At 70.0% G+C, this 20,787-nt stretch carries 20 protein-coding genes and 1 pseudogene; 11 read left to right on the top strand and 10 right to left on the bottom strand.

Annotated features, from left to right (window positions below; genetic code table 11):
- Positions 1-130: 130 nt before the first annotated feature.
- Entirely contained in the window at positions 131-892 is a 762-nt protein-coding gene (locus WCD41_RS29300; RefSeq protein ID WP_337718786.1) for a GAF and ANTAR domain-containing protein, read from the bottom strand.
- Positions 893-1,256: 364 nt separating this feature from the next.
- Between WCD41_RS29300 and WCD41_RS29295 the strand changes: the two genes are divergently transcribed.
- Positions 1,257-2,015, top strand: a complete 759-nt coding sequence (locus tag WCD41_RS29295; protein WP_337718785.1) for a GAF domain-containing protein — start codon at positions 1,257-1,259, stop codon at positions 2,013-2,015.
- A 40-nt stretch (positions 2,016-2,055) separates the two neighbouring features.
- On the opposite strand, the gene WCD41_RS29290 is transcribed toward WCD41_RS29295, so the two are convergent.
- The 3 genes from WCD41_RS29290 to WCD41_RS29280 form a co-directional block, all read right to left on the bottom strand.
- Entirely contained in the window at positions 2,056-2,937 is an 882-nt protein-coding gene (locus WCD41_RS29290) for an NAD(P)H-binding protein (RefSeq protein ID WP_337718784.1), read from the bottom strand.
- Positions 2,938-3,435: 498 nt separating this feature from the next.
- Positions 3,436-3,765: a hypothetical protein gene (locus tag WCD41_RS29285; protein WP_337718783.1), complete on the bottom strand. Its 330-nt coding sequence runs from the start codon at positions 3,763-3,765 to the stop codon at positions 3,436-3,438.
- Positions 3,766-3,912: 147 nt separating this feature from the next.
- Positions 3,913-4,413, bottom strand: coding sequence for a MarR family winged helix-turn-helix transcriptional regulator (locus WCD41_RS29280; protein WP_337718782.1), 501 nt, complete (start codon positions 4,411-4,413; stop codon positions 3,913-3,915).
- A 100-nt stretch (positions 4,414-4,513) separates the two neighbouring features.
- Between WCD41_RS29280 and WCD41_RS29275 the strand changes: the two genes are divergently transcribed.
- Positions 4,514-4,999, top strand: a complete 486-nt coding sequence (locus tag WCD41_RS29275) for a Clp protease N-terminal domain-containing protein (protein ID WP_337718781.1) — start codon at positions 4,514-4,516, stop codon at positions 4,997-4,999.
- A 798-nt stretch (positions 5,000-5,797) separates the two neighbouring features.
- Here WCD41_RS29275 and WCD41_RS29270 read toward each other — a convergent pair.
- Together WCD41_RS29270 and WCD41_RS29265 are read right to left on the bottom strand one after the other, a co-directional pair.
- The gene (locus WCD41_RS29270) at positions 5,798-6,373 is read right to left on the bottom strand and encodes an HD domain-containing protein (protein WP_337718780.1); all 576 of its coding nucleotides are present in this window, start codon (positions 6,371-6,373) and stop codon (positions 5,798-5,800) included.
- On the bottom strand, positions 6,370-7,386 hold the full coding sequence (locus WCD41_RS29265) for a TauD/TfdA family dioxygenase (protein ID WP_337718779.1): 1,017 nt from the start codon (positions 7,384-7,386) through the stop codon (positions 6,370-6,372). Before WCD41_RS29265 ends, WCD41_RS29270 begins: the two co-directional genes overlap by 4 nt.
- Position 7,387: 1 nt before the next feature.
- Here WCD41_RS29265 and WCD41_RS29260 point away from each other — a divergent pair, with 1 nt between their 5' ends.
- Positions 7,388-7,678, top strand: coding sequence for a LysR substrate-binding domain-containing protein (locus WCD41_RS29260; RefSeq protein ID WP_337718778.1), 291 nt, complete (start codon positions 7,388-7,390; stop codon positions 7,676-7,678).
- Here the strand turns inward: WCD41_RS29260 and WCD41_RS29255 are convergent.
- Positions 7,648-8,853: an FAD-dependent monooxygenase gene (locus tag WCD41_RS29255; protein WP_337718777.1), complete on the bottom strand. Its 1,206-nt coding sequence runs from the start codon at positions 8,851-8,853 to the stop codon at positions 7,648-7,650. The genes WCD41_RS29260 and WCD41_RS29255 overlap by 31 nt on opposite strands.
- Positions 8,854-8,932: 79 nt before the next feature.
- Here WCD41_RS29255 and WCD41_RS29250 point away from each other — a divergent pair, with 79 nt between their 5' ends.
- Complete coding sequence (locus WCD41_RS29250) at positions 8,933-9,427, top strand: MarR family winged helix-turn-helix transcriptional regulator (protein WP_337718776.1); 495 nt, start codon at positions 8,933-8,935, stop codon at positions 9,425-9,427.
- A 233-nt stretch (positions 9,428-9,660) separates the two neighbouring features.
- On the opposite strand, the gene WCD41_RS29245 is transcribed toward WCD41_RS29250, so the two are convergent.
- Both WCD41_RS29245 and WCD41_RS29240 read right to left on the bottom strand, forming a co-directional pair.
- The gene (locus WCD41_RS29245; RefSeq protein WP_337718775.1) at positions 9,661-9,798 is read right to left on the bottom strand and encodes a hypothetical protein; all 138 of its coding nucleotides are present in this window, start codon (positions 9,796-9,798) and stop codon (positions 9,661-9,663) included.
- Positions 9,799-9,861: 63 nt separating this feature from the next.
- Positions 9,862-10,164, bottom strand: coding sequence for an FHA domain-containing protein (locus WCD41_RS29240; protein WP_337718774.1), 303 nt, complete (start codon positions 10,162-10,164; stop codon positions 9,862-9,864).
- A 215-nt stretch (positions 10,165-10,379) separates the two neighbouring features.
- Between WCD41_RS29240 and WCD41_RS29235 the strand changes: the two are divergent.
- The 4 genes and pseudogenes from WCD41_RS29235 to WCD41_RS29220 form a co-directional block, all read left to right on the top strand.
- Positions 10,380-10,595 (top strand): annotated as a pseudogene (locus tag WCD41_RS29235) (DUF6247 family protein); the annotation flags it as partial.
- Positions 10,596-10,967: 372 nt separating this feature from the next.
- Entirely contained in the window at positions 10,968-12,713 is a 1,746-nt protein-coding gene (locus WCD41_RS29230; protein ID WP_337718773.1) for a type I restriction-modification system subunit M, read from the top strand.
- 8 nt (positions 12,714-12,721) lie between these two features.
- Entirely contained in the window at positions 12,722-13,921 is a 1,200-nt protein-coding gene (locus WCD41_RS29225; protein ID WP_337718772.1) for a restriction endonuclease subunit S domain-containing protein, read from the top strand.
- Entirely contained in the window at positions 13,921-17,079 is a 3,159-nt protein-coding gene (locus WCD41_RS29220; RefSeq protein WP_337718771.1) for a type I restriction endonuclease subunit R, read from the top strand. Before WCD41_RS29225 ends, WCD41_RS29220 begins: the two co-directional genes overlap by 1 nt.
- Here the strand turns inward: WCD41_RS29220 and WCD41_RS29215 are convergent.
- Complete coding sequence (locus tag WCD41_RS29215; RefSeq protein WP_337718770.1) at positions 17,073-17,393, bottom strand: DUF6247 family protein; 321 nt, start codon at positions 17,391-17,393, stop codon at positions 17,073-17,075. The two genes, WCD41_RS29220 and WCD41_RS29215, sit on opposite strands and share 7 nt — an antisense overlap.
- Positions 17,394-17,548: 155 nt before the next feature.
- Here WCD41_RS29215 and WCD41_RS29210 point away from each other — a divergent pair, with 155 nt between their 5' ends.
- From WCD41_RS29210 to WCD41_RS29200, 3 genes are read left to right on the top strand one after another with little or no spacing between them, the layout of a single operon-like run.
- The gene (locus WCD41_RS29210; RefSeq protein WP_337718769.1) at positions 17,549-17,923 is read left to right on the top strand and encodes a PEP-utilizing enzyme; all 375 of its coding nucleotides are present in this window, start codon (positions 17,549-17,551) and stop codon (positions 17,921-17,923) included.
- Positions 17,920-19,143, top strand: coding sequence for a hypothetical protein (locus tag WCD41_RS29205; RefSeq protein WP_337718768.1), 1,224 nt, complete (start codon positions 17,920-17,922; stop codon positions 19,141-19,143). The genes WCD41_RS29210 and WCD41_RS29205 overlap by 4 nt, the downstream gene beginning before the upstream one ends.
- Positions 19,140-20,768, top strand: coding sequence for a PEP-utilizing enzyme (locus WCD41_RS29200; protein ID WP_337718767.1), 1,629 nt, complete (start codon positions 19,140-19,142; stop codon positions 20,766-20,768). The genes WCD41_RS29205 and WCD41_RS29200 overlap by 4 nt, the downstream gene beginning before the upstream one ends.
- Positions 20,769-20,787 lie beyond the last annotated feature (19 nt).

Raw genomic sequence — 20,787 nt, 5'->3', positions numbered from 1 at the left:
CGCGCTGCGCCGGGGAGAGTCACGACGGCCGCGTGAAGGGAGTGTAGATCGCGCCCAACCGGTCGTGCACGTCAGGACGTGCGGCGCTCGGTGGAAGGCGCCCGCCCAGGGGGCGGGCCGAGGTCGACTCTCAGGAGGCGCCGCTCTTCTTCTCGTGCTCGCCGGTGAGCCACTCGGCGACCTTGACCAGCTTCATGTTGGTGTGCTGGGAGGACTCGACGAGCATCGAGAACGCTTGTTGCTGGCCGATACCGAAGCGTTCCATGAGGATCCCCTTGGCTTGCCCGATGACGTCGCGGTTGTCCAGCGCGAGGTGCAGGCCCTGGATGTGCTGGGCGCCGTGCAGCACGAGCGCGGCCTGGGCGGCGAAGAGCCGCCCGGCGTCAGCGGTGCTCTCGTCGAACACGTGCGGCCGGGCGGCGTAGAGGTTGAGGGCACCGGCGCTGCCGCGCTCGGTGAAGAGCTGGAACGACATCAACGACCCGACATCGCGCTCGAGGGCCGCCGGGGCGTACCGGGGCCAGCGATCGTGGGCCTGGTCCATGTCGTCGACGAGCGTGCGCTGCTCGTACCAGATGGAGTCCAGGCAGGGGCCTTCGCCGAGTTCGTTCTGCAGCTCGTCGAGCTCGCGGACGACCTGGCTGCTGGGGACGTAGGACTGCACCCGGCCGCCGCGTTCGACCAGCGAGATGCCGGCCTGTTCGACGTGCGGGACTGTCTGGACCGCACCGCGCACCACCAGCCCGAGGGTGTGCTCGACGCCCTCCTCCTCGCCGCGTTCGAGCAGCGCGCGGGCGGCCTCCTCGAGGGTGCGCGCCAGATCGGCGCCGACGCGCTCGTCGCTCTCCTGGCTGACGTGTTCGCGCTCGTCGCGCTCCTGTGTGGACGACATACGAAGGCGTTACCCGCTCAGCGGATAGCCCGACACCGTGCCCATCCTCAGGGACGTTGCCACGGGACGCGGGGCAGCGGCCGACCGGCGGTCCCAGAACCTGGGCTACGCCGCCTGGTCGAACGTCGTCCTGAGGATCCCAGGCGTCAACCGCCACCGCGCCACCTCGCCGGCGCCAAAGTGGAGGAAAGGAGAGCGTGCGCGCCGACGTCGTGGGTAACACCCTGCAATCGGGTTGACGCCCCAGCCTCGCCCTCGGTCCCTTCCTCACTCTTCCGGCTGGAGTCGATCATCACCACCCCGCCGCTCGACAGGGCAGGCCCCCGCGCCGGGCTCCGTCACGATCATGCGACGGGCGAGAGCAATGACCGACGGGGCCGGGCGGCGGGACACGCCGACCGATCTGACGAGCATGCGCGACGCCGTGGCGCTCGCCCTCCGCGGACCCGATCCCACCGAGGCGCTGCGCATCGTGTGCCGGTCGACCGCGGATGCGCTGCTCGTCGACGGCACCGCGATCTCGGCCATCAGCGGCACACGTCACCGCGAGACGCTCTGTGCCAGCGACGACACGGCCGCCGAGCTCGAGGAGCTGCAGTACAGCCTGGGGGAGGGACCCTGCTTCGAGGCGTTCGACCTCGGCGTGCCCGTCCTGCTGCCCGACCTGGACGCCGGGGCCGCCGCGCAATGGCCGGTCTACGCCTCCCGAGTCGTCGAACGTTCCCCCGCGCGAGCGGTGTTCGTGTTCCCGCTGAGCTTCGGGTCACTGCCCATCGGCTCGCTGAGCACCTATCGGCTCACACCGACCCCGCTCGACGCCGAGGCCCTCGCCGCCGGGAGCGAGCTGGCCCAGACCGCGGCGTTGGTGCTGCTGGGTCTGCAGGATCCGGCCGGCACCGCGGCCCGTGTCCAGCGTGAGGCTGCGGCGGGGCGACTCGGGGTGCGGGTGATGAGGCACGAAGAGGTCCACATGGCCGCCGGCATGGTCGCCGAGCAGCTCCACGTGTCGACGGAGGCCGCGTTCGACCGCCTGCGCGGGTACGCGTTCGTCGAGACCCGGTTGCTCGTCGACGTGGCCTCGGACGTGCTGGCGCACCGGTTGCGTCTCGACCAGGTGGGCTGAACCGGACACCCGCCGGAACGGGACGCGCCGGTCAGCGGGATCAGGACCGGGCCTGCGGGTGGGGCCGCCACACGGCGCGGTAGTCGTCGGCGAACGTGGCGATGTCGGCCCCGCTTCGGCCGAGGACGGTGGCGACGTCCGTCGTGGTCCGGCTCCCGACGCCCACCCGCGCGAGGGTGTAGAGCACCGAGGTCGCGGCGACGAGCCCGGCCGGCATGCCCGACCGGAGGGCGTGCGCCCAGTACCGGGGCAGGCCGGGCCGGGTGTAGCGGATGGGCCGGCCGAGAGCGCGGGTCAGCGCCTCGGCGACGTCGTCGTGGGTGATCGCCGCCGGTCCGGTGACGTCCCACGCCCCGCGCCGGGGCGCCTGCTCCACCAGGCAGCGGGCGGCAACTGCGGCCACGTCCCGGGCGTCGACGTAGGACATCGCGGCGTCCCCGGCGGGCACGACGATGCGGTCGTGGTCGCGGATGTCGGCGGCGTGCACGCCGGCGAGGTTCTGCATGAAGTTGCTCGCGCGCAGCGTCGTCGCGGCCATGCCCGACGTCTCGAGCCAGCGTTCGATGCGGCGGTGGGGGAGCAGGGGGTTGCGCTCGGCGCCGAGCACGGAGAGCAGGACGGCCCGGCGGACCCCGAGGTCGCGCGCGGCGATCAGGGCCGGCAGCAGGTCCCGGGTGACGTCCACGAGCTCGGGGGGCCGGACCACGAAGACGGCGTCCACCCCGGAGAAGGCGGCGGTCCACGTCGTCGGGTCGGTGAACGAGAAGCGCGTCCACGCCGCGTCGCCGGGGAGGCGCCATCCCGGATCGGCGCGCCCGAGGCCGCGCACCTCGAGGTCGGGACCGGCGTGGACCAGCTCGCGCAGGACGTGCCGGCCGACCGTGCCGGTGGCGCCGGTCACGGCCACCGTCGGTGCCGGCATCGTCAGACGCCGATCGTCGTGCGCACGGTCATCCCTGCCGTCCCTCCCGGTGCTGGTCGCCCGTCCGGTGCACCGGGCATCCCGGATCGACGAGAGCGGCCTGCGCAGGATCGACGCGGTGTCCGGCGTTGGCGAGGACCGAGCACGAGCAGCCGTGCCGGCGGGCCTCCGGTCCGCCCGGAGGAAGACGGCGGACCGGCGACTCGTTGCCGTCGTCCATGCCGCGTCAGGGGGTTGCGCCGGAACGCTCTGCCGGCGGCATGGCGGGTGGCATCGAGGAGACCTCTCTGGTCGGCGGGAGGTCGCACCGCATTCCCTATGTGTACGGTACACAAACCTCACGACCTCTCCGCCGCGCGGCGAAGGGGCCCGACCGGTCGCTCGGGGGGAGTGGCGACCGGCCGGGCCGGACGGGTCGTGCCGTTCGAGAGGGGGTGGCTTCGAACGGCGCCGACCCGGTCTGTGGTGTCGCCGCCGACTCGCCGGCGGCGACCAGGGTCAGAGCCCTCGGCGTCGGCCCGGGACCTCGGAGCCGGCTGACGGACCCCGGAGCACCAGTCGAGGTGCCGTGCCCTGTCGTGGTCGGTGCAGGTCCAGGGTCGACTCGGCGTGCTGGTCGAACAGCGCGGAGGGCACGTAGACGGTGGCAGCCCCCCGGCTCACGGCGAACTCGCCGGGTCTCGGCCCCTGGGCGAGTTCCGTCTCGACGATCACGGGAGAGGGCGCCCCGCCTCCGCTCGGCTCCGCGATCCGCACGCGGAGAGCCGGGACGTCCTCGCGGCGGGTCGCGGCGCTGACCGCGAGCTCCGCGGCACGGGTGAGCACCATGATCTCGTCGTCCTCGGCGTCGACAGGGGGTCCGAGGTGGCGGAGCGGCCTCCTCGGCGTCGAAGCACGTGGGTTGTGCACGACCCGTGCACTGTACACCGAACGGAGCGGCCGACGTCGTCCCCGGAGGTCCTGGAGGAGCGCTGCTCAGTCCTCGTCGTCACCCTCGAAGGCGGGGTCGAGCGGGGCGCCGCGGTCCGGGTCCGTCGCCGCCGCGGCGAAGCGGCCGAGCAGGTCGACGAACACGAGGACCTCCGTGTCGGACCAGCCCTCGAGGGTGAACTGCAGGCGCTGGAGGCGGAACGCCCGGGCCCGCTCGTGGAGCGCGCGGCCGGCGTCGGTCAGCTCGACCGCGGCGCGACGTCCGTCACCGTCGTGCACGTCGCGGACCACCATCCCGGCCTCGGCGGCACGCCGCACGAATCGGCTCGCGGTGCTCGGCGCCACGCCGGCGAACGCGGCCACGTCCGCCACCGTCGTCGGGTGCTGCGCATCCCCGCGCACGCACGCCTCCACGACCAGGACCGTCGAGAGCTCCACGCGACCCAAGCCATCGGGGACCCGCGGGGCGCGCGACGGCGTCGGGGCCCAGACGCGGCGCAGTCGCATCATGGCCGCGTCGAGGGCCTGGAGCTCCCGAGAGGTCACTCCGTGACCTTAGAGGTCCCCGGTGCCACCGCGATGCAGTCCGTCATCAGGCATATGTACTGTACACATGGAGTCTTCGTCGGTCCGCGGTGGAGGTCCTGTGGCGCCTCGATCGTTCATCGACGACGCCCGTCGGTGGTCGGGGTGGCGACGGGCTGCCGCGCACGCCGCGGCAGGTGGACGCGAGCGCGCCGGAACCGAACACCTGCTGCTGTCGCTGGTCGAGGGCCCGCCGGGGCCCGCTCAACGGCTCCTGGCCGAGACGGGCGTGGTGATCGGCACGGTGCGCCGGGCCCTCGAGGCGATCATGGGACCGGACTCGGCTCCGCTCGAGCCCGTCGACCCGGCGCTCATCTGCCCCGGCACGCGAGCGCACGCCGTGCTGCTCCGGGCGTCGAACCTGGCCGGCCGCAGCGGCTCGCCAGCGACGGAGCGCCCGCTGGAGGACGTCCACCTCCTGGCGGCGCTCATCAGCGACGACGACCCGAGTCTCGCGCTGCTCATCCTCGAGCAGCTCGGCGCCCTGCGCCGTCTCCGTCGCCTCGTCCTCGAGTACGACGGCGCGCTGAGATGGCCGGCTGAGTAGGGGGCCCGGGCACCCGCCCCCGCGGAGCAAGGCGGGAACGGGTGCCCGGGTACTCGGAGCGCGGGGTACCAGGCGTGCACCTGGGGCCGTGGTCGCGGTCTCGGCGTCGGTCGCCGCGGATCAGCGGCCGACGCAGACCCCCGGCTGCCTCCGCATCGAGCGGCGGTGTCGCGTGGGTTCCTGTGGTCCGAGCACAGAGCCATGCCGGGGGACGTGACCTTCTCTGCCGGTCCCGCCGTGGCCGACCGTGGCCCTGATGCGTCTGTTGTACGCCGCGTGCGCTTGGTGAACAACAGCCGTCCGGTCACGAACAGGTCGGACGGGCGCTGGTCCAGCTGCCTCGCCCGTGTTGCGTCCGCACGGGCCGCCGACGCACCTGTCGCTGCGGGTCCCTGAGTCCCCGATGCCGGTGAGGTCAGACCGTTCGGATGCGCGCGAGGGAGTCGCCGTCCTTGTCGGTGAACCACAGCCAGCCGTCGGCCGGGTCGGGGCTCTTGATGTCGAACGGGCTCTGGACCTGGGGTGGGCGCCGAAGAAGGACCAGCGCTGCTGCTCGGCGGCCTGCGGGTCGTAGCGCGCGATCGCGTTGCTGGCGGTGTCGACGGCCCACACCTTCCCGTCGCTGTCGAACCACACGCCGTCCGGGGTGCCGAGGCGGTCGTCGGTCCACCACGAGAACGCGTTGGGCCGGTCGAGCCGGCGGGGGTCGAACGCGAGGAGCCCCGGGCGGCGCTGGGTGGTGACCCACAGCCGTCCCGCGGCGTCCATCGCCCACGCCCGGGGCGTTCCCCCGTCGGGTCAGCTCATGTCGGGCGCCCGGACGCGGTCGGGGGCGAACACGCGGCGGAGCATGGGCTCGAAGAACGCGAGGGGCTCCGAGGGGTAGTCGGGGTCGAAGGAGTTCTGGTCGTAGTCCGCGCAGAAGTCGACGCAGGCCTGGTACCAGGGCTGGTCGGCGTAGCGGTCGCGGGCGTGCGGATCGGCGCCGACGTGGTCGAACCAGTAGACGCCCTGGAACACCCCGTGGTGCTGGAGGATCCAGTGGTTGCGCTCCGAGACGTAGGGGCGCACGACGGCGGCGGCGACCTCGGAGTGGTTCGCCGGGGCGATCATGTCGCCGACGTCGTGCACCAGGGCGCAGACGACGGTCTCCTCGTCCTCACCCGCGCGGTGGGCGCGAGTGGCGGCCTGGAGGCTGTGTTCGAGGCGCGTGACCTGGTAGCCGGTGTGTTCGTCCATGGCCCGCAGCCACCCGAGCACGCGGTCGGGGAAGCGGGCGAGCTCGGCTTGCTCGTAGGTCTCGAGCAGCGCGTAGTCGGCGGCGGTGCCGTCGGCCATGGCGGTGAAGCCGACGGTCGGTCGGGACGTGGTCACGCGTCCTCCTGAGCCTGGGCGGCCAGCGGCTGGTGCTCGCCGCGCAGGACGCGGCGCCGCGCCATGAGGTCGTCGAACTCCATGTAGACGTCCTGGAGGTGGCGGCTGCCGCTGGTGGGGTCGTAGGTGAGCCGGCCGTGCAGCACGCGGTGGGAGTGCACGGTGAGCAGGTCGCCGTCGCGGGACGTGAAGGTGGCCCGGTAGCGGCCGGAGTCGATGATCTGCCCGAGGTGGCGGTAGGCGTCGTAGAACGCCTCGACCTGCTCGAAGGGCGCGGCGAGCGGTTGGGCGAGCTGGTTGGAGAACCGGAACAGCCGGACCTCGCCGTCGGTGTCGAGCGCGACCATGGGGTTCTCGGCCCAGGTGTCCTCGTCGTCGCTGAACAGCTGGTAGGGCACGGGGACCCGGGTGAGCGTGTCGAAGTGCTGCGGGGCGTCGCGGCGCAGCTCGGCGAGGGCGGCCCAGCCGTCGACCAGCGTGGACTCGCCGCCGGTGGCCCGGTTGGTGAGGAAGTGCAGCAGCTGGACCGACGGCGGCCAGTTGTAGCTGGGCATGTCGGTGTGGGGCTTGAGCTCGCCCGGGGTGTGGGCGACGTTGTATCCGGCCGGGTCGTGGCGCACGTTGTGGACGCGCTCGAAGGCGACCTCGCGGACGTGACCGATCGTCTGCGCGAAGCGCTCGACCTCGTGGTGCTCGGCGGGGACGTCGGTGACGATCGCGGCGCCGTGCTCGCGGACGGCGTCGAGGTAGGCCAGCTGGCCCTCCGTGCTGCCCACGACCTCGGCGTGCGTGAACCGCGGGGGCTCGCCGGCCTCGGCGGGCCACAGGGCCACCGGCGAGCGTCGGCGGTCGGGGGCGTCGAGCGAGTAGTCGTAGCGGCGCAGCCAGGCGGGGGAGTAGGTGGCGGCCTGGCCGTCGTTCCACAGCACCTCGAGGCCGCGGTCGGGGTCCCAGGAGGCGGCGGTGGGCGCGATGGTCGGCGGGATCGACGCGGTGACCCGGACGACCGTCACGGTGGACACGACCGTGGCCGCGCTGGAGCTCGTCGTCGCCGGGGAGGCCACGGCGGCGATCCCGGAACGGTTCGCGCGCGCCCCCGTCCGGACCGGGCGCATCAGCCTCGCGCTACCCCGGTCGTTCCCGATGCGTCAGGCGCACTACCTGCTGCGCCCGCACGATGATCCGTTCCCGTCGCCCCGGGCGCGGGCGTTCCTCGCCTGGCTCGCCGATCTCGACCAGCACCAGCCCCCGCTGCCGCCCGACGACGGAGGTGATCAGACGGCCACGGGTGCCGGCATCGGGTAGCGGGGGAGCTCGACGGTGTCGACGGGGAGGGAGGGGTCGAAGACGCCGATCCGGGCGAGGGCGCCGCCGATCGGGCCGGCGGCGACGCGGAGTCCGGCGCGCAGGAGCCGACGGTGCCACTCGACGCGGGGGTGCCCGTTGCGGGGGACGAAGTCCAGCGCGCGGTCGGTCTGCGGGCGCAAAATGCTTTCGTAGCGGGCGAAGGCCGCCGGGACGTCGTCGGGCGTCGCGCCGAGCTCGCCGGCCAGCACGTAGGCCCCGGCGAGGGCGCTGGTCGTCCCGGTGCCGAAGGGGCCGGCACACCACGCGGCGTCGCCGAGGACCGCGACCCGTCCCCGGTGCCAGGTGGGGAGGCGGACCTGGGCGATCTGGTCGACGTAGAGCGGCGCGTCGTCGAGCGCGGCGAGGATGCGCGGGGTCTCCCACCCGAGGTCACCGTAGGTGGCCCGCAGGACGGTGACGATGCCGTCGCGGTCGAGCCGGTCGAGTCCGCGGGCGTCGGTGTACATGCTGAGCATGGCGCGGGTGGTGCCGACGTTGTCGGGGCGGAGGTGGACCAGGCGCCCACGACCGCCGAAGAAGATGCGCCACTGCCGGTCGTCGGCGGCGGTGCGCGGGATCGTGAAGTAGGCCGCGAGGAGCCCCAGCTCGTCGACGCGCGCGTCGGGGAACACGAGGTCACGGGTGCGCGAGCGCGTCCCCTCGGCGATGACGACGGCGTCGAACCGGCGGCCCGGACCGTGGGCGAACCGCACGTCGACGCCCTGTCCGTCGTCGTGCAGGTCGACGATCTGATCACCGAAGAGGTACTCGGCGCTGTTCGCGGAGTGGTCGTACAGGAGGCGGGCGAGCTGCCCGCGCAGGATCTCCAGCTCGGCGGTGGGGCTGCTGTCGGTGTCGTCGGTGCCCGCGGGGAAGGAGGCGTACGCGCGGCCGTCCTCGTCGACGAAGGCCTGGCCGGTCTCGCGGGTGTGGTGGGCCCGGACCGCGTCCTCGAGGCCCATCCGGCGGATCACCTCGCGCCCGATCCCGCGGATGTCGACGTTCTGGCCCTCGTCGCGCAGGTGGTCGAAGCGCTCGACGACCGTGACGTCCCACCCGGCGGCGGCCAGCCAGGACGCGGCGGCGGGCCCGGCGATGCTCGCGCCGGAGATCAGGATGCTCGGGGTGCTCATTGACGGGTCCTCCCGCGATGGTGTCGGTCCGCGTGGCTACCCCGGTCGGTAAACAAGTTAACGACTCGACCATGATGAGATGGTCGCCATGACCGACGAGGCGATCCGCCGGGAGCCCGCGCTCGCGGAGCTGGACGACACGACCCTGGCGGTGCGCCGTCTGATCAGCGCCGCGCAGGACCTCACCGTCCGGACGGCCCGTCGCATGGGGACGAACCTCAACGACATGACCGCGGTCATGACGCTCTCCGAGCACGGGCCGATGGGGGTCGCCGAGCTCGCGCGGCGCCTGGGGGTGTCCTCGCCGGCCACCACCGTCCTGGTCGATCGTCTCGAGCGGGCTGGGCTGGTCGAACGGGTCCGCGACGCCGACGACCGCCGGCGGGTCACGGTCACCGACACCCCCGCCGGGCGCGCGGCGACCCTCGAGGCCTGGCTGCCCTCGATCAGGCGGATCGACGACGTCTGCCGATCGCTGTCGGGACCGGAGCAGGCCGTCGCGCGCGATCTGCTGGCGCGGCTCGAGGCCGCGATGGCCTCCGCGGACACCCGGCACGCTTCCCGGGGGCGCTGAGCTCGAGACCTGGCGCCCGCGAGCAGGTCCGGTGGGCTCGACCGCGGACGGTGACGGTCAGCGGACGAGCAGCGCGGCCTGCTCGAGGTCGAGCTCGCGTTGGATGCGGACGAAGGCGGTCCGACCGAAGGGCACCTTGGTTCGGGTAGATCGGCGAGGGGCGCCCTTCGCCGGAATCCGGTCGGCGGGGCGGGACCGCCGGTCGCGCGCCGGGGCGCTGCCGCGGTACGAGGTCAGGCGCCGGGCACCGAGCCGGGCAGGTCGAGGGTCTCGAAGGCGAAGCTGGACTCGCTGACGGCCCGCGCCCCGTCGGTGTGGCCCGCGATGCCCTTGGGCAGGGGGCCCAGCACGATCTCGTCACCCTCGACCATGGCCGGACCGCAGGGCTCGGACCGCCCCGGTCACCAGGTGCTCGTCGCGGGCCCGTCTCCCCATCACGCCTGAACGCGGAACAGCAGCTCGGAGCGTCCGACGCGGATGGTGTCCCCGTCGGCGAGTTGCTCGGTCTGCACGGGGATGCCGTTGACGAACGTGCCGCTGGTCGACCACCGGTCGGACAGCGTGGCGTGCCGACCGTCCCACTCGATCACGAAATGACGTCGGGACACGGAGACGTCGGTGAGCACGACGTGGGCGTCCTTGCCGCGGCCGATGACGTTCGAGCCCTCGACCACTCGGTACGAGCGGCTGGTGCCGTCGTCCAGTGTCAGCAACGCGACGAACTCGTCAGAGCGCACGTCCTTGCCTCCGGGAGGAGCTTCCGTTCCGTCGCCGGACCGTCGATCTCCTGGAGACAACCACCGCACGCCCGACCTTGCAATGATCGGGTGCGCCGTCAGGGATTCGAACCGGGACCCACCGGCCGGTCGATGCCGATCGCCGGCCTGCCGAGAGCCGGCACCACGTCGTCAGGGTTCCCCTCGGTGTCGAGTCGAGGCGTTACCGTGGCGCGGTGAGTGCTTCTGCTTCGAGCGAGGTGCCCGCGGCCGGGTCGCTGGCGCAGGGGGCGTCGCCGGCGACCATCCGGGGAGCGTTGCTGCCTGAGGATCGCGAGCGGTTCGACCAGGCCTGCGGGCTCGCGCTCGACGACGCTCGGCGGGACGACGACATCACTGGGTTGCAGGCGGTGTTGGAGACGTGGCGGCGGCAGGCGATCGCGCAGTCCGATCCGCAGGGGTTCGGACGATGGTGCGGCGCGCAGCGGCGTTCTTCAGCGGCGAGCCGGTCCCGGCCGGCGAGCTGTTCGAGGTGACCCGGGCCAAGGCGGGGATGTAGGCCGGTGTTCCCGGGTCGAGCCGGTCGGCGAGGGCATCGCCGCGGCGCTGCCGGGCGAGTTCCTCGCGGGGTTCGCCGAGCTCCGGACACCTGCTTCGGAGGAGCCTCAGCGCGAGGCCACTGAGGTCGTCCCCCACGGTGTCACCCGCCGACCCGCTCCTGAGCGGATGCTTCAGACTGGCGTGATCGTTCGCCCAGGCAGCCCACGCGGGGACTCGCGCCGCTCCTGCACGATCTGCGGCCGAGCGAAGGAGCAGGAGGTCTGTTGAGCACTCTCGGGAGTTTCATCTGGTCGATCGCCGACCAGCTCCGCGGCCCGTACCGGCCCAACCAGTACGGCAACGTGATCCTGCCGCTCACGATCCTGCGCCGCCTGGACTGCATCCTCGAGCCCGATCGCGACACGGTGCGCGCGCTGGCGGCGGAGTACGAGAACCCGATGCGGCTCCGCGTCGAGGTCAAGAAGGCGACCGGACGGCCGTTCTACAACACCTCGAACTACTCGTTCGCCAACGTGCTGCTCGAGGCGGACGACCTGGCGGACAACCTTGCCGATTACGTCGACCGGTTCTCCGCCGACGTCGACGTGTTCGAGTACTTCGACTTCAAGAATGAGATTCTCGCCCTGGAGAAGGCCGGGCTCCTGCGCGCGGTGGTGACGTCCTTCAAGGGCGTCGACCTTCACCCGCGCACGGTCTCCAACGCCGACATGGGTGATGCGTTCGAGTACATCATCCGCAAGTTCAACGAGGCCGCGAACGAGACCTCGGGCGATCACTACACCCCGCGTGACGCCATCCGGCTGCTGGTCGACCTGCTCTTCGCGGAGAAGGACGTCGACCTGACCGAGGCGGGCATCGTCCGCAGCCTCTACGACCCCACCGCGGGCACCGGCGGGATGCTGGCCCTGGCCGAAGAGCACCTGCTCGAGCAGAACCCCGACGCGCGGCTGACGTTGTTCGGGCAGGAGTACAACCCGCAGTCGTACGCGATCTGCAAGTCGGACCTGCTGGCCCGGGGACACGACGCGACCAACATCGTCTTCGGTAACACCCTCACCGACCCCGCATTCGTCGGGCGCACGTTCGACTTCTGCATGTCCAACCCGCCCTACGGTGTGGATTGGAAGCAGTACGCCAAAGCGGTGACGACGGAGCGCGCGGCGGCCGGCAAGTACGGCCGCTTCGCCCCGGGCCTGCCGGCGACCTCAGATGGCCAGATGCTCTTCCTGCTCCACCTCGCCCACAAGATGAGGCCACCATCCGAGGGCGGTGGCAGGGCCGGGATCGTGATGAACGGGTCGCCCTTGTTCAATGGCGCCGCCGAGTCCGGCCCTTCGGAAATCCGCCGGTGGCTGCTGGAGAACGACCTCGTCGACGCCATCGTGGCGCTGCCGACGAACATGTTCTTCAACACCGGCATCGCTACCTACATCTGGGTCCTCGACAACACTAAGCACCCTGACCGGACGGGACGAGTCCAACTCATCGACGGCTCCGCGTTCTGGACCAAGATGCGGAAGAACCTGGGCGACAAGGGCCGCGAGATCAGCAACAGCGATCGCGCAAAGGTAGTCAAGCTGTACACCGACTTCGTCGACGGCGACCCGGACCGCTCTAAGGTGCTACGTAACGACGAGTTCGGCTACTGGACAATCACTGTCGAGCGTCCGCTACTAGACGAGAGAGGGAACGTGATCACGGATCGGAAGGGCAAGGTCAAGTCGGACTCGAAGAAGCGCGACACCGAGACTGTCCCTTTCACCTATGGCGGCTCGACCGAAGGCGCGGTAGGCATGCGCGAGGTCGTCGAGGCATATTTCGCTGCCGAGGTGAAGCCGTACGTCCCCGATGCTTGGATCGACTGGACCAAGGTCAAGGTCGGTTATGAGATTCCCTTTGCCCGCAAATTCTACAAGTACGTACCCCCACGTCCGCTTGTGGAGATTGACACCGACCTCGAGAAGCAGGTTCTCAAGATTCAAGAGCTGCTCCGCGGTGTCGAGGGATGAGGCGAGAGGTGCGGGGCTACGACACCGCGTGGTTCCACGTTGCTCCGGCCAGCTGGGAAGCGGTGGCGCTTGGACGCCTAGCGAAACCCGTGAAGCGAACGAACGTTCCAGACGCCCGCCTCCTATCGCTATATCTCGGCGAAGGAATCGTCCCCTACAAGACGGACAAGGTTGTTCACGCAACGAGCGAGGACACCTCGGCGTACCAACTAGTTCTTCCCGGCGATCTTGTCCTGAATAATCAACAGGCGTGGCGAGGTTCGGTTGCAGTTTCTCGTTTGCGCGGAATCGTCAGCCCTGCCTACGTTGTATGTCAGCTGTCCGAGAGTCTCGATCGGCGGTTTGCTGAATATCTGTTCTCCTGCTCGGCCGCACGTTTCCCGTATGTCAACTCTTCTCGAGGCGTAGGCGATATCCAACGCGGTCTGGCGTGGCCACTGCTGAAGGCACAAAAGTTCCCAGTGCCACCTTCGGAGACTCAGGCTGGGATAGCGGATTACTTAGACCGCGAGACTGCACGCATCGATGAACTGGTCGCCGAGCAGGAGCGCCTGATCGAATTGCTTCGCGAACGGCTTGATGCAGAAGCGGATGCGCTATTCCAATCCTCGAAGAAGGCTCGTCATACAGTTGTCAAACGAGTGTTACGTCCACTCTCTCGGCCCGCGGTTCCTGGCCTCGGTGTCGTGACGGCGTTCAGAGACGGAATCGTAACCCTCCGAAGTAATCGAAGAGAAGAGGGCTACACATTCTCTAGCGCCGAAAGTGGATACCAGGAGATCCGTCCGGGTGATTTCGTGTTCCACGCACTCGACGGTTTCGCTGGTGCGGTTGGGGTGTCCGACAGCCACGGAAATGCGACGCCGGTGTACCACGTGTGTGAGGCAGTAGCTCTCAGCGACGATTTGACCTACATCGCTCGATTGCTACGACATTTGGGTCGCAGTGGCTTTCTTGCCACGCAAGCTCCGAATGTTCGTGAACGCGCTGTCGACTTTCGGAACTGGTCGACGTTCGGACGATTGCCCATTGTGCTGCCTCCGGCTGAGGAGCAGCGTCGTGTTGCGGCGCACTTTGACGACCAGGTCGCAAAGATCAACAGCTTAATTGACGCAACAGAGCAATTCGTCGAGCTCGCCCGCGAGCGACGGGAAGCATTGATCACGGCGGCCGTGACGGGGCAGATTGACGTTCGGGAGATGGCGTGATGGCGGACCACAACGAGGTGGTCTTCGAGTCCGAGATCTGCGCGTACCTCCACGCCCACGGCTGGCTCTACTCGGCGAACGACACCGGGTACGACCGCGAGCGCGCGCTCCTCCCCGAGGACCTGTTCGCGTGGCTCGCCGAGACCCAGCAGGCGCCGTACGAGAAGGCGCTCAAGGCGGCCGGATCGACCGCCAAGTTCCTCGACGTGCTGACCACGATGCTCGACAAGCCCCTCGAGCACGGGGGCGGGACGCTGAACGTCCTGCGTGAGGGCGTGCAGTACATCGGCGGCGGCCGGTTGAAGATGGCGCAGTTCCGACCCGAGACCACCCTCAACGCCACCACGAACGAGCAGTACGCAGCGATGCGGGTGCGGGTCATGCGCCAGGTCCGCTTCTCCACCGCCGACCAACGCAGCATCGATCTGGTCTTCCTCGTCAACGGCATCCCTGTGGCCACCGTCGAGCTGAAGACCGACTTCACCCAGTCGGTCGACCAGGCGGTCAACCAGTACCGCAAGGACCGGAACCCGATGACCAACGGGCGCCCGGAGCCGTTGCTGTCGTTCGGTCGGCGGGCGCTGGTGCACTTCGCGGTCTCCAACGACCTCGCGGCGATGACCACCCGGCTCGAGGGCGAGAAGACGCACTTCCTGCCGTTCAACGTCGGCCACGACGCCGGCGCCGGGAACCCGCCGGCGCAGGGCGGGACGTCGGCGACGGCGTACCTGTGGGAGCGCGTTTGGCAGAAGGATGCCTGGCTGGAGATCCTCGGGCGCCTGATGATCGTGGAGAGCGCGCAGGAGTGGGACGTCGCCACCGGCACGTCGGTGCGGCGCACAAGCATGCTCTTCCCGCGGTTCCACCAGTGGGAGGCCGTGACCGAGATCGTGGCTGCGGTGCGCGAGGAGGGCGTGGGGCAGCGCTACCTGATCGAGCACTCGGCGGGGTCGGGGAAGACGAACACCATCGCCTGGACCGCCCACCGCCTGGCCCGGCTCCACGTCGACGACACGAAGGTCTTCGACTCGGTGATCGTGGTCGTGGACCGCACCGTGCTCGACGGGCAGCTCCAGGACGCGATCCGCCAGATCGACGGTTCGGGCAAGATCGTCGCCACGATCAGCCCCGAGGACGTCCGTAAGGCCGGCGCGAAGTCGAAGTCAGGTCTGCTGGCGGCCGTGTTGAAGGACGGTGCGCTGATCATCGCGGTGACCGTGCAGACGTTCCCGCACGCCCTCGACGAGATCCGGGCCGACTCGTCGTTGAAGGGGCGGCGCTTCGCGGTGATCGCCGACGAGGCGCACTCGTCTCAGTCCGGCCAGATCTCCTCGAAGCTCAAGGCGGTGCTGACCGCCGAGGAAGTAAAGGAGGTCGAGGAGGGCGGCTCGGTCGACGTCGAGACGATCCTGGCCGCAGAGATGACCGAGCGGGCCGAGTCGCCCAACATCTCCTACCTCGCGTTCACCGCGACCCCGAAGAACAAGACACTGGAGCTCTTCGGCCGCAAGGGTCCCGACGGGAAGCCGGTCGAGTTCCATCTCTACTCGATGCGCCAGGCGATCGAGGAGGGCTACATCCTCGACGTCCTGCGGGGCTACCAGTCCTACGACACCGCCCTGAAGATCGCCGGGCAGGCCGAGAGCGGCGAGGGCGAGGAGGTGGTGGACGAGGCCGCCGCCCGCAAGGGACTGATGCGGTGGGTGAAGCTGCATCCGACCAACATCGGCCAGAAGGTGCAGATCATCGTCGAGCACTTCCACACCAATGTCGCCGAGCTGCTGGAGGGCAGGGCGAAGGCGATGGTGGTGACCGACTCGCGCAAGGCCGCGGTGAAGTACAAGAAGGCGATCGACACCTACATCGCGAAGCGCGCCGGCGAGGACCCGTCCTACACCTACCGGACGCTGGTCGCCTTCTCCGGCACGGTGACGATGGCCGAGGACGAGACGTGGGACACTGACTGGGGCCCGCAGCCGGACAAGGACGACGAGTTCACCGAGGCCACGCTCAACCCCGGCGTGGGCTCGGACCTGGCCGCCGCGTTCAAGGGCACGACGTACCGGATCATGCTGGTGGCCAACAAGTTCCAGACCGGGTTCGATCAGCCGCTGCTCTCGGCGATGTACGTCGACAAGAAGCTCTCCGGCGTCACCGCCGTGCAGACGCTCTCGCGCCTCAACCGCACCCACCGGACCGCGAGCGGCGAGCAGAAGCGCATGACGTTCGTCCTCGACTTCGTCAACGAGCCCGAGGACATCCGGACGTCGTTCGAGCCGTACTTCAGGAACGCCGCCCTGGAGACCGAGACCGACCCGTACGTCGTCGTCCACCTCACCTCCAAGCTCGCCCATTCCGGCATCTATACCCAGGAACAGGTCCATGAGGTCGCCGAGGCCTGGGTGACACGCAAGGGCAACAACGCGCTCTCCTCGGCGATCAGCCCGGCGAAGAACGAGTTCGCCAAGCGGTACGCGGCGGCGATCGAGGCCGACGACACGCTCGCCCGCAGTGAGCTCGACCTGTTCCGCAAGGACGTCTCCACCTACGTCCGGCTCTACGACTTCATGAGCCAGATCGTCGACTACGGCGACCCGTACATGGAGATGCTGTCGATCTTCCTGCGGCTCCTGGAGAAGGTGATCGCCGACGAGTCCTGGGCCGCCGAGGTCGACCTGTCCGACGTGGCCCTGGTCGGGGTCAAGCACAGCAAGGCGACGCCCGTCGACATCGCGCTGACCGGCGACGGACAGCTGAAGGGGATCAGCGGCGCCGGGACCGGGACGCAGAAGGAACCGAAGTACGTCGCCCTGCAGGTCGTCATCGACAGGATGAACGACCTCTTCGGTGCCGATGCCTTCGCCGAGTCCCAGATCCGTGAGTTCGTGCACGGGCTCGTGCAGCGGCTGCTCGACCAGCGCCCCGACCTGATCACCCAGACCAGGGTGAACTCACGCAAGCAGTTCATGGAGTCGCAGGACTTCCAGGCCGCCGTCACCGACGCCGTCGTCGACAACCAGCAGGCCCACAACACCATGGCCGATTACTTCTTCAGTGACGGACCCGGGGTCAGCGCGGTCATGGTGGCCCTCGCCGATGCCTTCTACGAGGCCGCGGTCGACTCTCCGGACACGCCGGGGCGGTTCACCCGCTACTGACCGGCCCTGACGGTGGTGACGTCGAGAGGCTCGTCGTCGGGGGAGGGCTCGCCGGAGGCGAGTCCGGCGGCGTAGCGGACGGTACGTCGGTAAGCCGCGGGGTCGGACTGCAGGATCGCGATGCTGCGCCAGCGCTCGACGACCTCGAGTACGCCACTGAGCTCGAGCGACGTGCGGGCGTCGTCGAGCGCCGCCTGGTACTCGCCGACGAACCTGTCGGCATCGTGGGGGAGCAGCCACTGCTTCACCACCGCCGGAGACGCCCCGGCGAACAGAGGGTGTGGTGCCGGCTCGGGCTGGGCTGCAGCGGTCACGGACCGACGGTAGCGCCGGACTCTGACATCGAGGAGCGGCCGTCCTCGTCTCGTCGCTCCTTCCGGCGTGTGTCCCCCTACGTGCACTGGGTCACATGCGGCGCCGCTCCTAGCGTCCTCCGACGAGTGAGGTGGCTCACGGAAGGAGCGCGCACATGGGTACGACCGCCACTGAGGTCGGTGTGGGGACCAATCTCTTCGTCGCCGGCGAGGTCACCGGGACCGCACGCTGGTTCCTGGACACGGCCGACGTCCTCGCCATCGACGACGACGACCTCGAGGACACCATCGCCTTCGTCCACAAGGGCGGGATGACGTTCCTGTCGCCGATCCTGCCGGACCTGCGCGGGATCGTGTGCACCGCCGGCAGTCGCGAATCGCACCTGGCGATCCTCTGCCGTGAGTCCGACGTCCCGTGCGTCCTCGCCGTCGATCTGTCGGGCGAGGTGACGGACGGGGACCAGGTCCTGCTCGACCTGGGCGACGCCGAGACCGGCCGGGTGGCCGTGACCGGGACGGAGGAGGCGTGACCGCCCAGATCCAGGCCCCCGCGAACGTCGAGGCCATCAACCGCGACCCGTCCTACGAGCCGACGCTCGACGAGTGGAACTGGATCGTCCAGGAGGCCGGGGCCGCGTACAAGCGCGAACTCTCCGCCCGCACGGTGTTCGAGTCGGAACTGTTCGGCATGAACACCTACATCCTCATGTCGATGATGGAGGACTACCTCCGCGTCCCCGAGCGCATCCGCGAGATCCGCAAGCACGGCTCGCCGGCGGAACTGGTCGCCCGCGATCTCCCGGTCGGGAACAAGCGGAGCTTCATCAATCTCGCGGCCATGCCCCTGCACTACCTCACGGGCCGAGAGCTCTTCGTCGACCTCGGCGAGCAGGACCTCTCGCACGGTCTCGAGGACCAGCTCGAGGTCATGCGGTTCTGGCGTCAGGCCACCATCGCGATGCGCACCGACGGCGTGCTGTTCAACATGCACGCCGACCCGCCCAACAGCTCCCACGTCGTGGACGACACCCGCCTCGCCGAGATCCGGTCGCACCTCCAGCCCGCGAGCGGGGCCTCGACGGCCACCATGCGCAAGTTCGTCGCACGCCTGACCTCGTACGCGTTCCTGGAGAACTGCGACGCCCGGACCGCGGTGTGCGACACCGGCCCCTACGTCCTCGAGGACGGCACGATCCTCGCCCTGCGAGAGACCTGCGCCGACGGCGACGGCGACTTCCCGTGGGTCGACGGCATCCGCGAGCTCCTGCCCCACCACCACTTCGTGATCGCGCAGCAGCTGCCCGGCTCCGTGACGATGGACAACAACGTGTGGGGCACCGCCTGGTTCACCCCGTCCGACTACCAGAACCAGCTGCTGGCCTCCCGGGTGTTCGTCAACGACGGCGGCTCGTTGCGTCCCCTCGACGACGCGGACCTCGTGGAGCTGACCAAGGCCATCCGGACCGCACACCGCACGCTCTACGAGCGCCTCGCGAACACCGACCCCGAGGTCAGGAACCTGTACGCGACGTCGATGTACGCGTGGAAGCTCAAGCCCTGGGCGCGGTTGGCCGGGTGCTACGACGCGATCGACTGGTCGGTGACCCCGCGCATCGCCGACTCCTACCAGCGCTTCAGCGACCCGGACCTGGCCCTCTCCCTGATCGGGGGCGTGTTCGTCCCCCAGGACCGCGACAGCTGCTTCCGTCCCCTGGGCGTCAGTGAGGTCAACGAGGGAGACGTGCGATGACACCGACCGGGACCGGGACCCCCTCGTTCGACTTCGGTCGGACCACCGGGGTCGTCCGTCGCTTCGACTCGCCCGAGGACGTCATCTCCTCGATCGACGACGATCTCGAGTCGACGGTGGCGGTGGTGCGCTCGGGCGGGACGACGTTCCTCTCGCCGATCCTGGGCCGGCTCGGCGGCGTCGTCGCCCTCGACGGCACCCTGCGCTCCCACCTGGCCATCGTGTCCCGGGAGTTCGAGCTGCCGTGTCTCGTCGGCGCGGAGCTCCACGACGAGCTCCCGAACGGGACGACGATCACGCTCGACGTGGCCGAGCCGGGAGTCGGGGTGATCACCACCGGTGCCCCCGAGCGGGACGAGGTGCGCGACGACCGTGACGTGAGCAGCGCCTGGTGGGACTACGTCCGGCGCGTCGGCGACGAGATCGCGGTCAAGGACTTCGACCTGAGCGTCACCCGGGCCGACCTCGATGCCCTCATCGCGGAGAAGCTCGACGACGCCCACCTCGACGACCTCGTCGGGCACATGGGTCGCACGCTCAAGCCCGAGCTCACCCGCCGCTCCGGCTTCACCTCCGAGCTGTTCCCGATGCTGCCGTACATGTCGCTGTCGGTGATCGAGGACGTGTCGCGCCTGCCGGCGCGGCTGCGCGAGATCGACGCCGCGATGCCGGCCGAAGAGATCGGACGACGCCTGCGCGAGGCGCCGAACCAGGTCAGCCCACTGTGGATCTGGATGATCGCCTACCACTACCTCTGCGGACGTGAGTGCCTGATCCAGATGGGACGCCTGCGTCCCGACGAGAACATCGAGGACGTGCGCACCGTCGTCGACTTCTGGCGCCGGCTGAGCCTCGCGCACCGCGGGGACGGCACCCTGGACTACAAGGACGCCGGGTTCTCCAACCGCTACCTGCCCGAGCCGGTGGTCGGCGATCTCGTCGGTCGGACCCGGCCGGTGGACGCCGACGCCGCGAAGGCGCTCAAGCGCCTCAACGCGACGATCTCGGGCTACTCCTTCCTCTACTTCTGCGACTCCCGGGTCGGCATCTGCGACTCGGGTCCCTACCCGCACGCGGAGGGTCGTCGCGTGATCGTGCGGGACTACCTCTCGCTCGGCCGCAGCGCCTGGAACTACCCGTGGGCCGAGTCGGTGGACCCGCCGTACGCGGGGGTCACGATGGTGCTGGTCTACGACCCCTCGGTGTTCACCGAGTTCGAGATCAACGACTGGGGCACGACGTTCACCGGGCCGGGCCAGCTCCTGTCCGCGGTGAGCGCCGCCGCCGTCATCGGGGTGCGCGCCGACGGGAGCCGGGAGGTGCTCGCCCCCGAGGACTGGCCGACGCTGACGGCCGACCTGAGCCGCGAGCACATGACGCTCTACCAGCAGTTCGCGGCGATGGACCGTCCGGAGCGGGTCCTCGCCGCGACGCGCATGTACTCGAGCGTCCTGCGGCCCTTCGCCGCGGTGGCGGGGCTGGAGGACGAGCCGGGGTGGTCGCTCTCACCCGCCACCGCCGAGCTCTACCCCGACCCCCTGGACGACGACGACCGGGCGGCGGCGGTCTTCGGGGGCGCGCTGCTCGCCCACGACCGCCCGAGCGCCTTCTCCCCGATCCGCTGACCACGACCGAGGAGCCCTA

The organism is Actinomycetospora aeridis, assembly GCF_037400275.1.
GTDB lineage: Bacteria > Actinomycetota > Actinomycetes > Mycobacteriales > Pseudonocardiaceae > Actinomycetospora > Actinomycetospora aeridis.
The sequence above is the reverse complement of the archived record's forward strand: the minus strand, read 5'-3'. Positions and strand labels throughout refer to the sequence as shown.

What these genes read in the sequence shown, in the direction of transcription:
- WCD41_RS29220 (WP_337718771.1), top strand. Translation starts at nt 13,921, where the DNA reads ATGGCGGACCACAACGAGGTGGTCTTCGAGTCCGAGATCTGCGCGTAC.
- WCD41_RS29210 (WP_337718769.1), top strand. Translation starts at nt 17,549, where the DNA reads ATGGGTACGACCGCCACTGAGGTCGGTGTGGGGACCAATCTCTTCGTC.
- WCD41_RS29250 (WP_337718776.1), top strand. Translation starts at nt 8,933, where the DNA reads ATGGTCGCCATGACCGACGAGGCGATCCGCCGGGAGCCCGCGCTCGCG.
- WCD41_RS29255 (WP_337718777.1), bottom strand. Translation starts at nt 8,853, where the DNA reads ATGAGCACCCCGAGCATCCTGATCTCCGGCGCGAGCATCGCCGGGCCC.
- WCD41_RS29295 (WP_337718785.1), top strand. Translation starts at nt 1,257, where the DNA reads ATGACCGACGGGGCCGGGCGGCGGGACACGCCGACCGATCTGACGAGC.
- WCD41_RS29245 (WP_337718775.1), bottom strand. Translation starts at nt 9,798, where the DNA reads ATGGTCGAGGGTGACGAGATCGTGCTGGGCCCCCTGCCCAAGGGCATC.
- WCD41_RS29285 (WP_337718783.1), bottom strand. Translation starts at nt 3,765, where the DNA reads ATGGTGCTCACCCGTGCCGCGGAGCTCGCGGTCAGCGCCGCGACCCGC.
- WCD41_RS29300 (WP_337718786.1), bottom strand. Translation starts at nt 892, where the DNA reads ATGTCGTCCACACAGGAGCGCGACGAGCGCGAACACGTCAGCCAGGAG.
- WCD41_RS29290 (WP_337718784.1), bottom strand. Translation starts at nt 2,937, where the DNA reads ATGCCGGCACCGACGGTGGCCGTGACCGGCGCCACCGGCACGGTCGGC.
- WCD41_RS29200 (WP_337718767.1), top strand. Translation starts at nt 19,140, where the DNA reads ATGACACCGACCGGGACCGGGACCCCCTCGTTCGACTTCGGTCGGACC.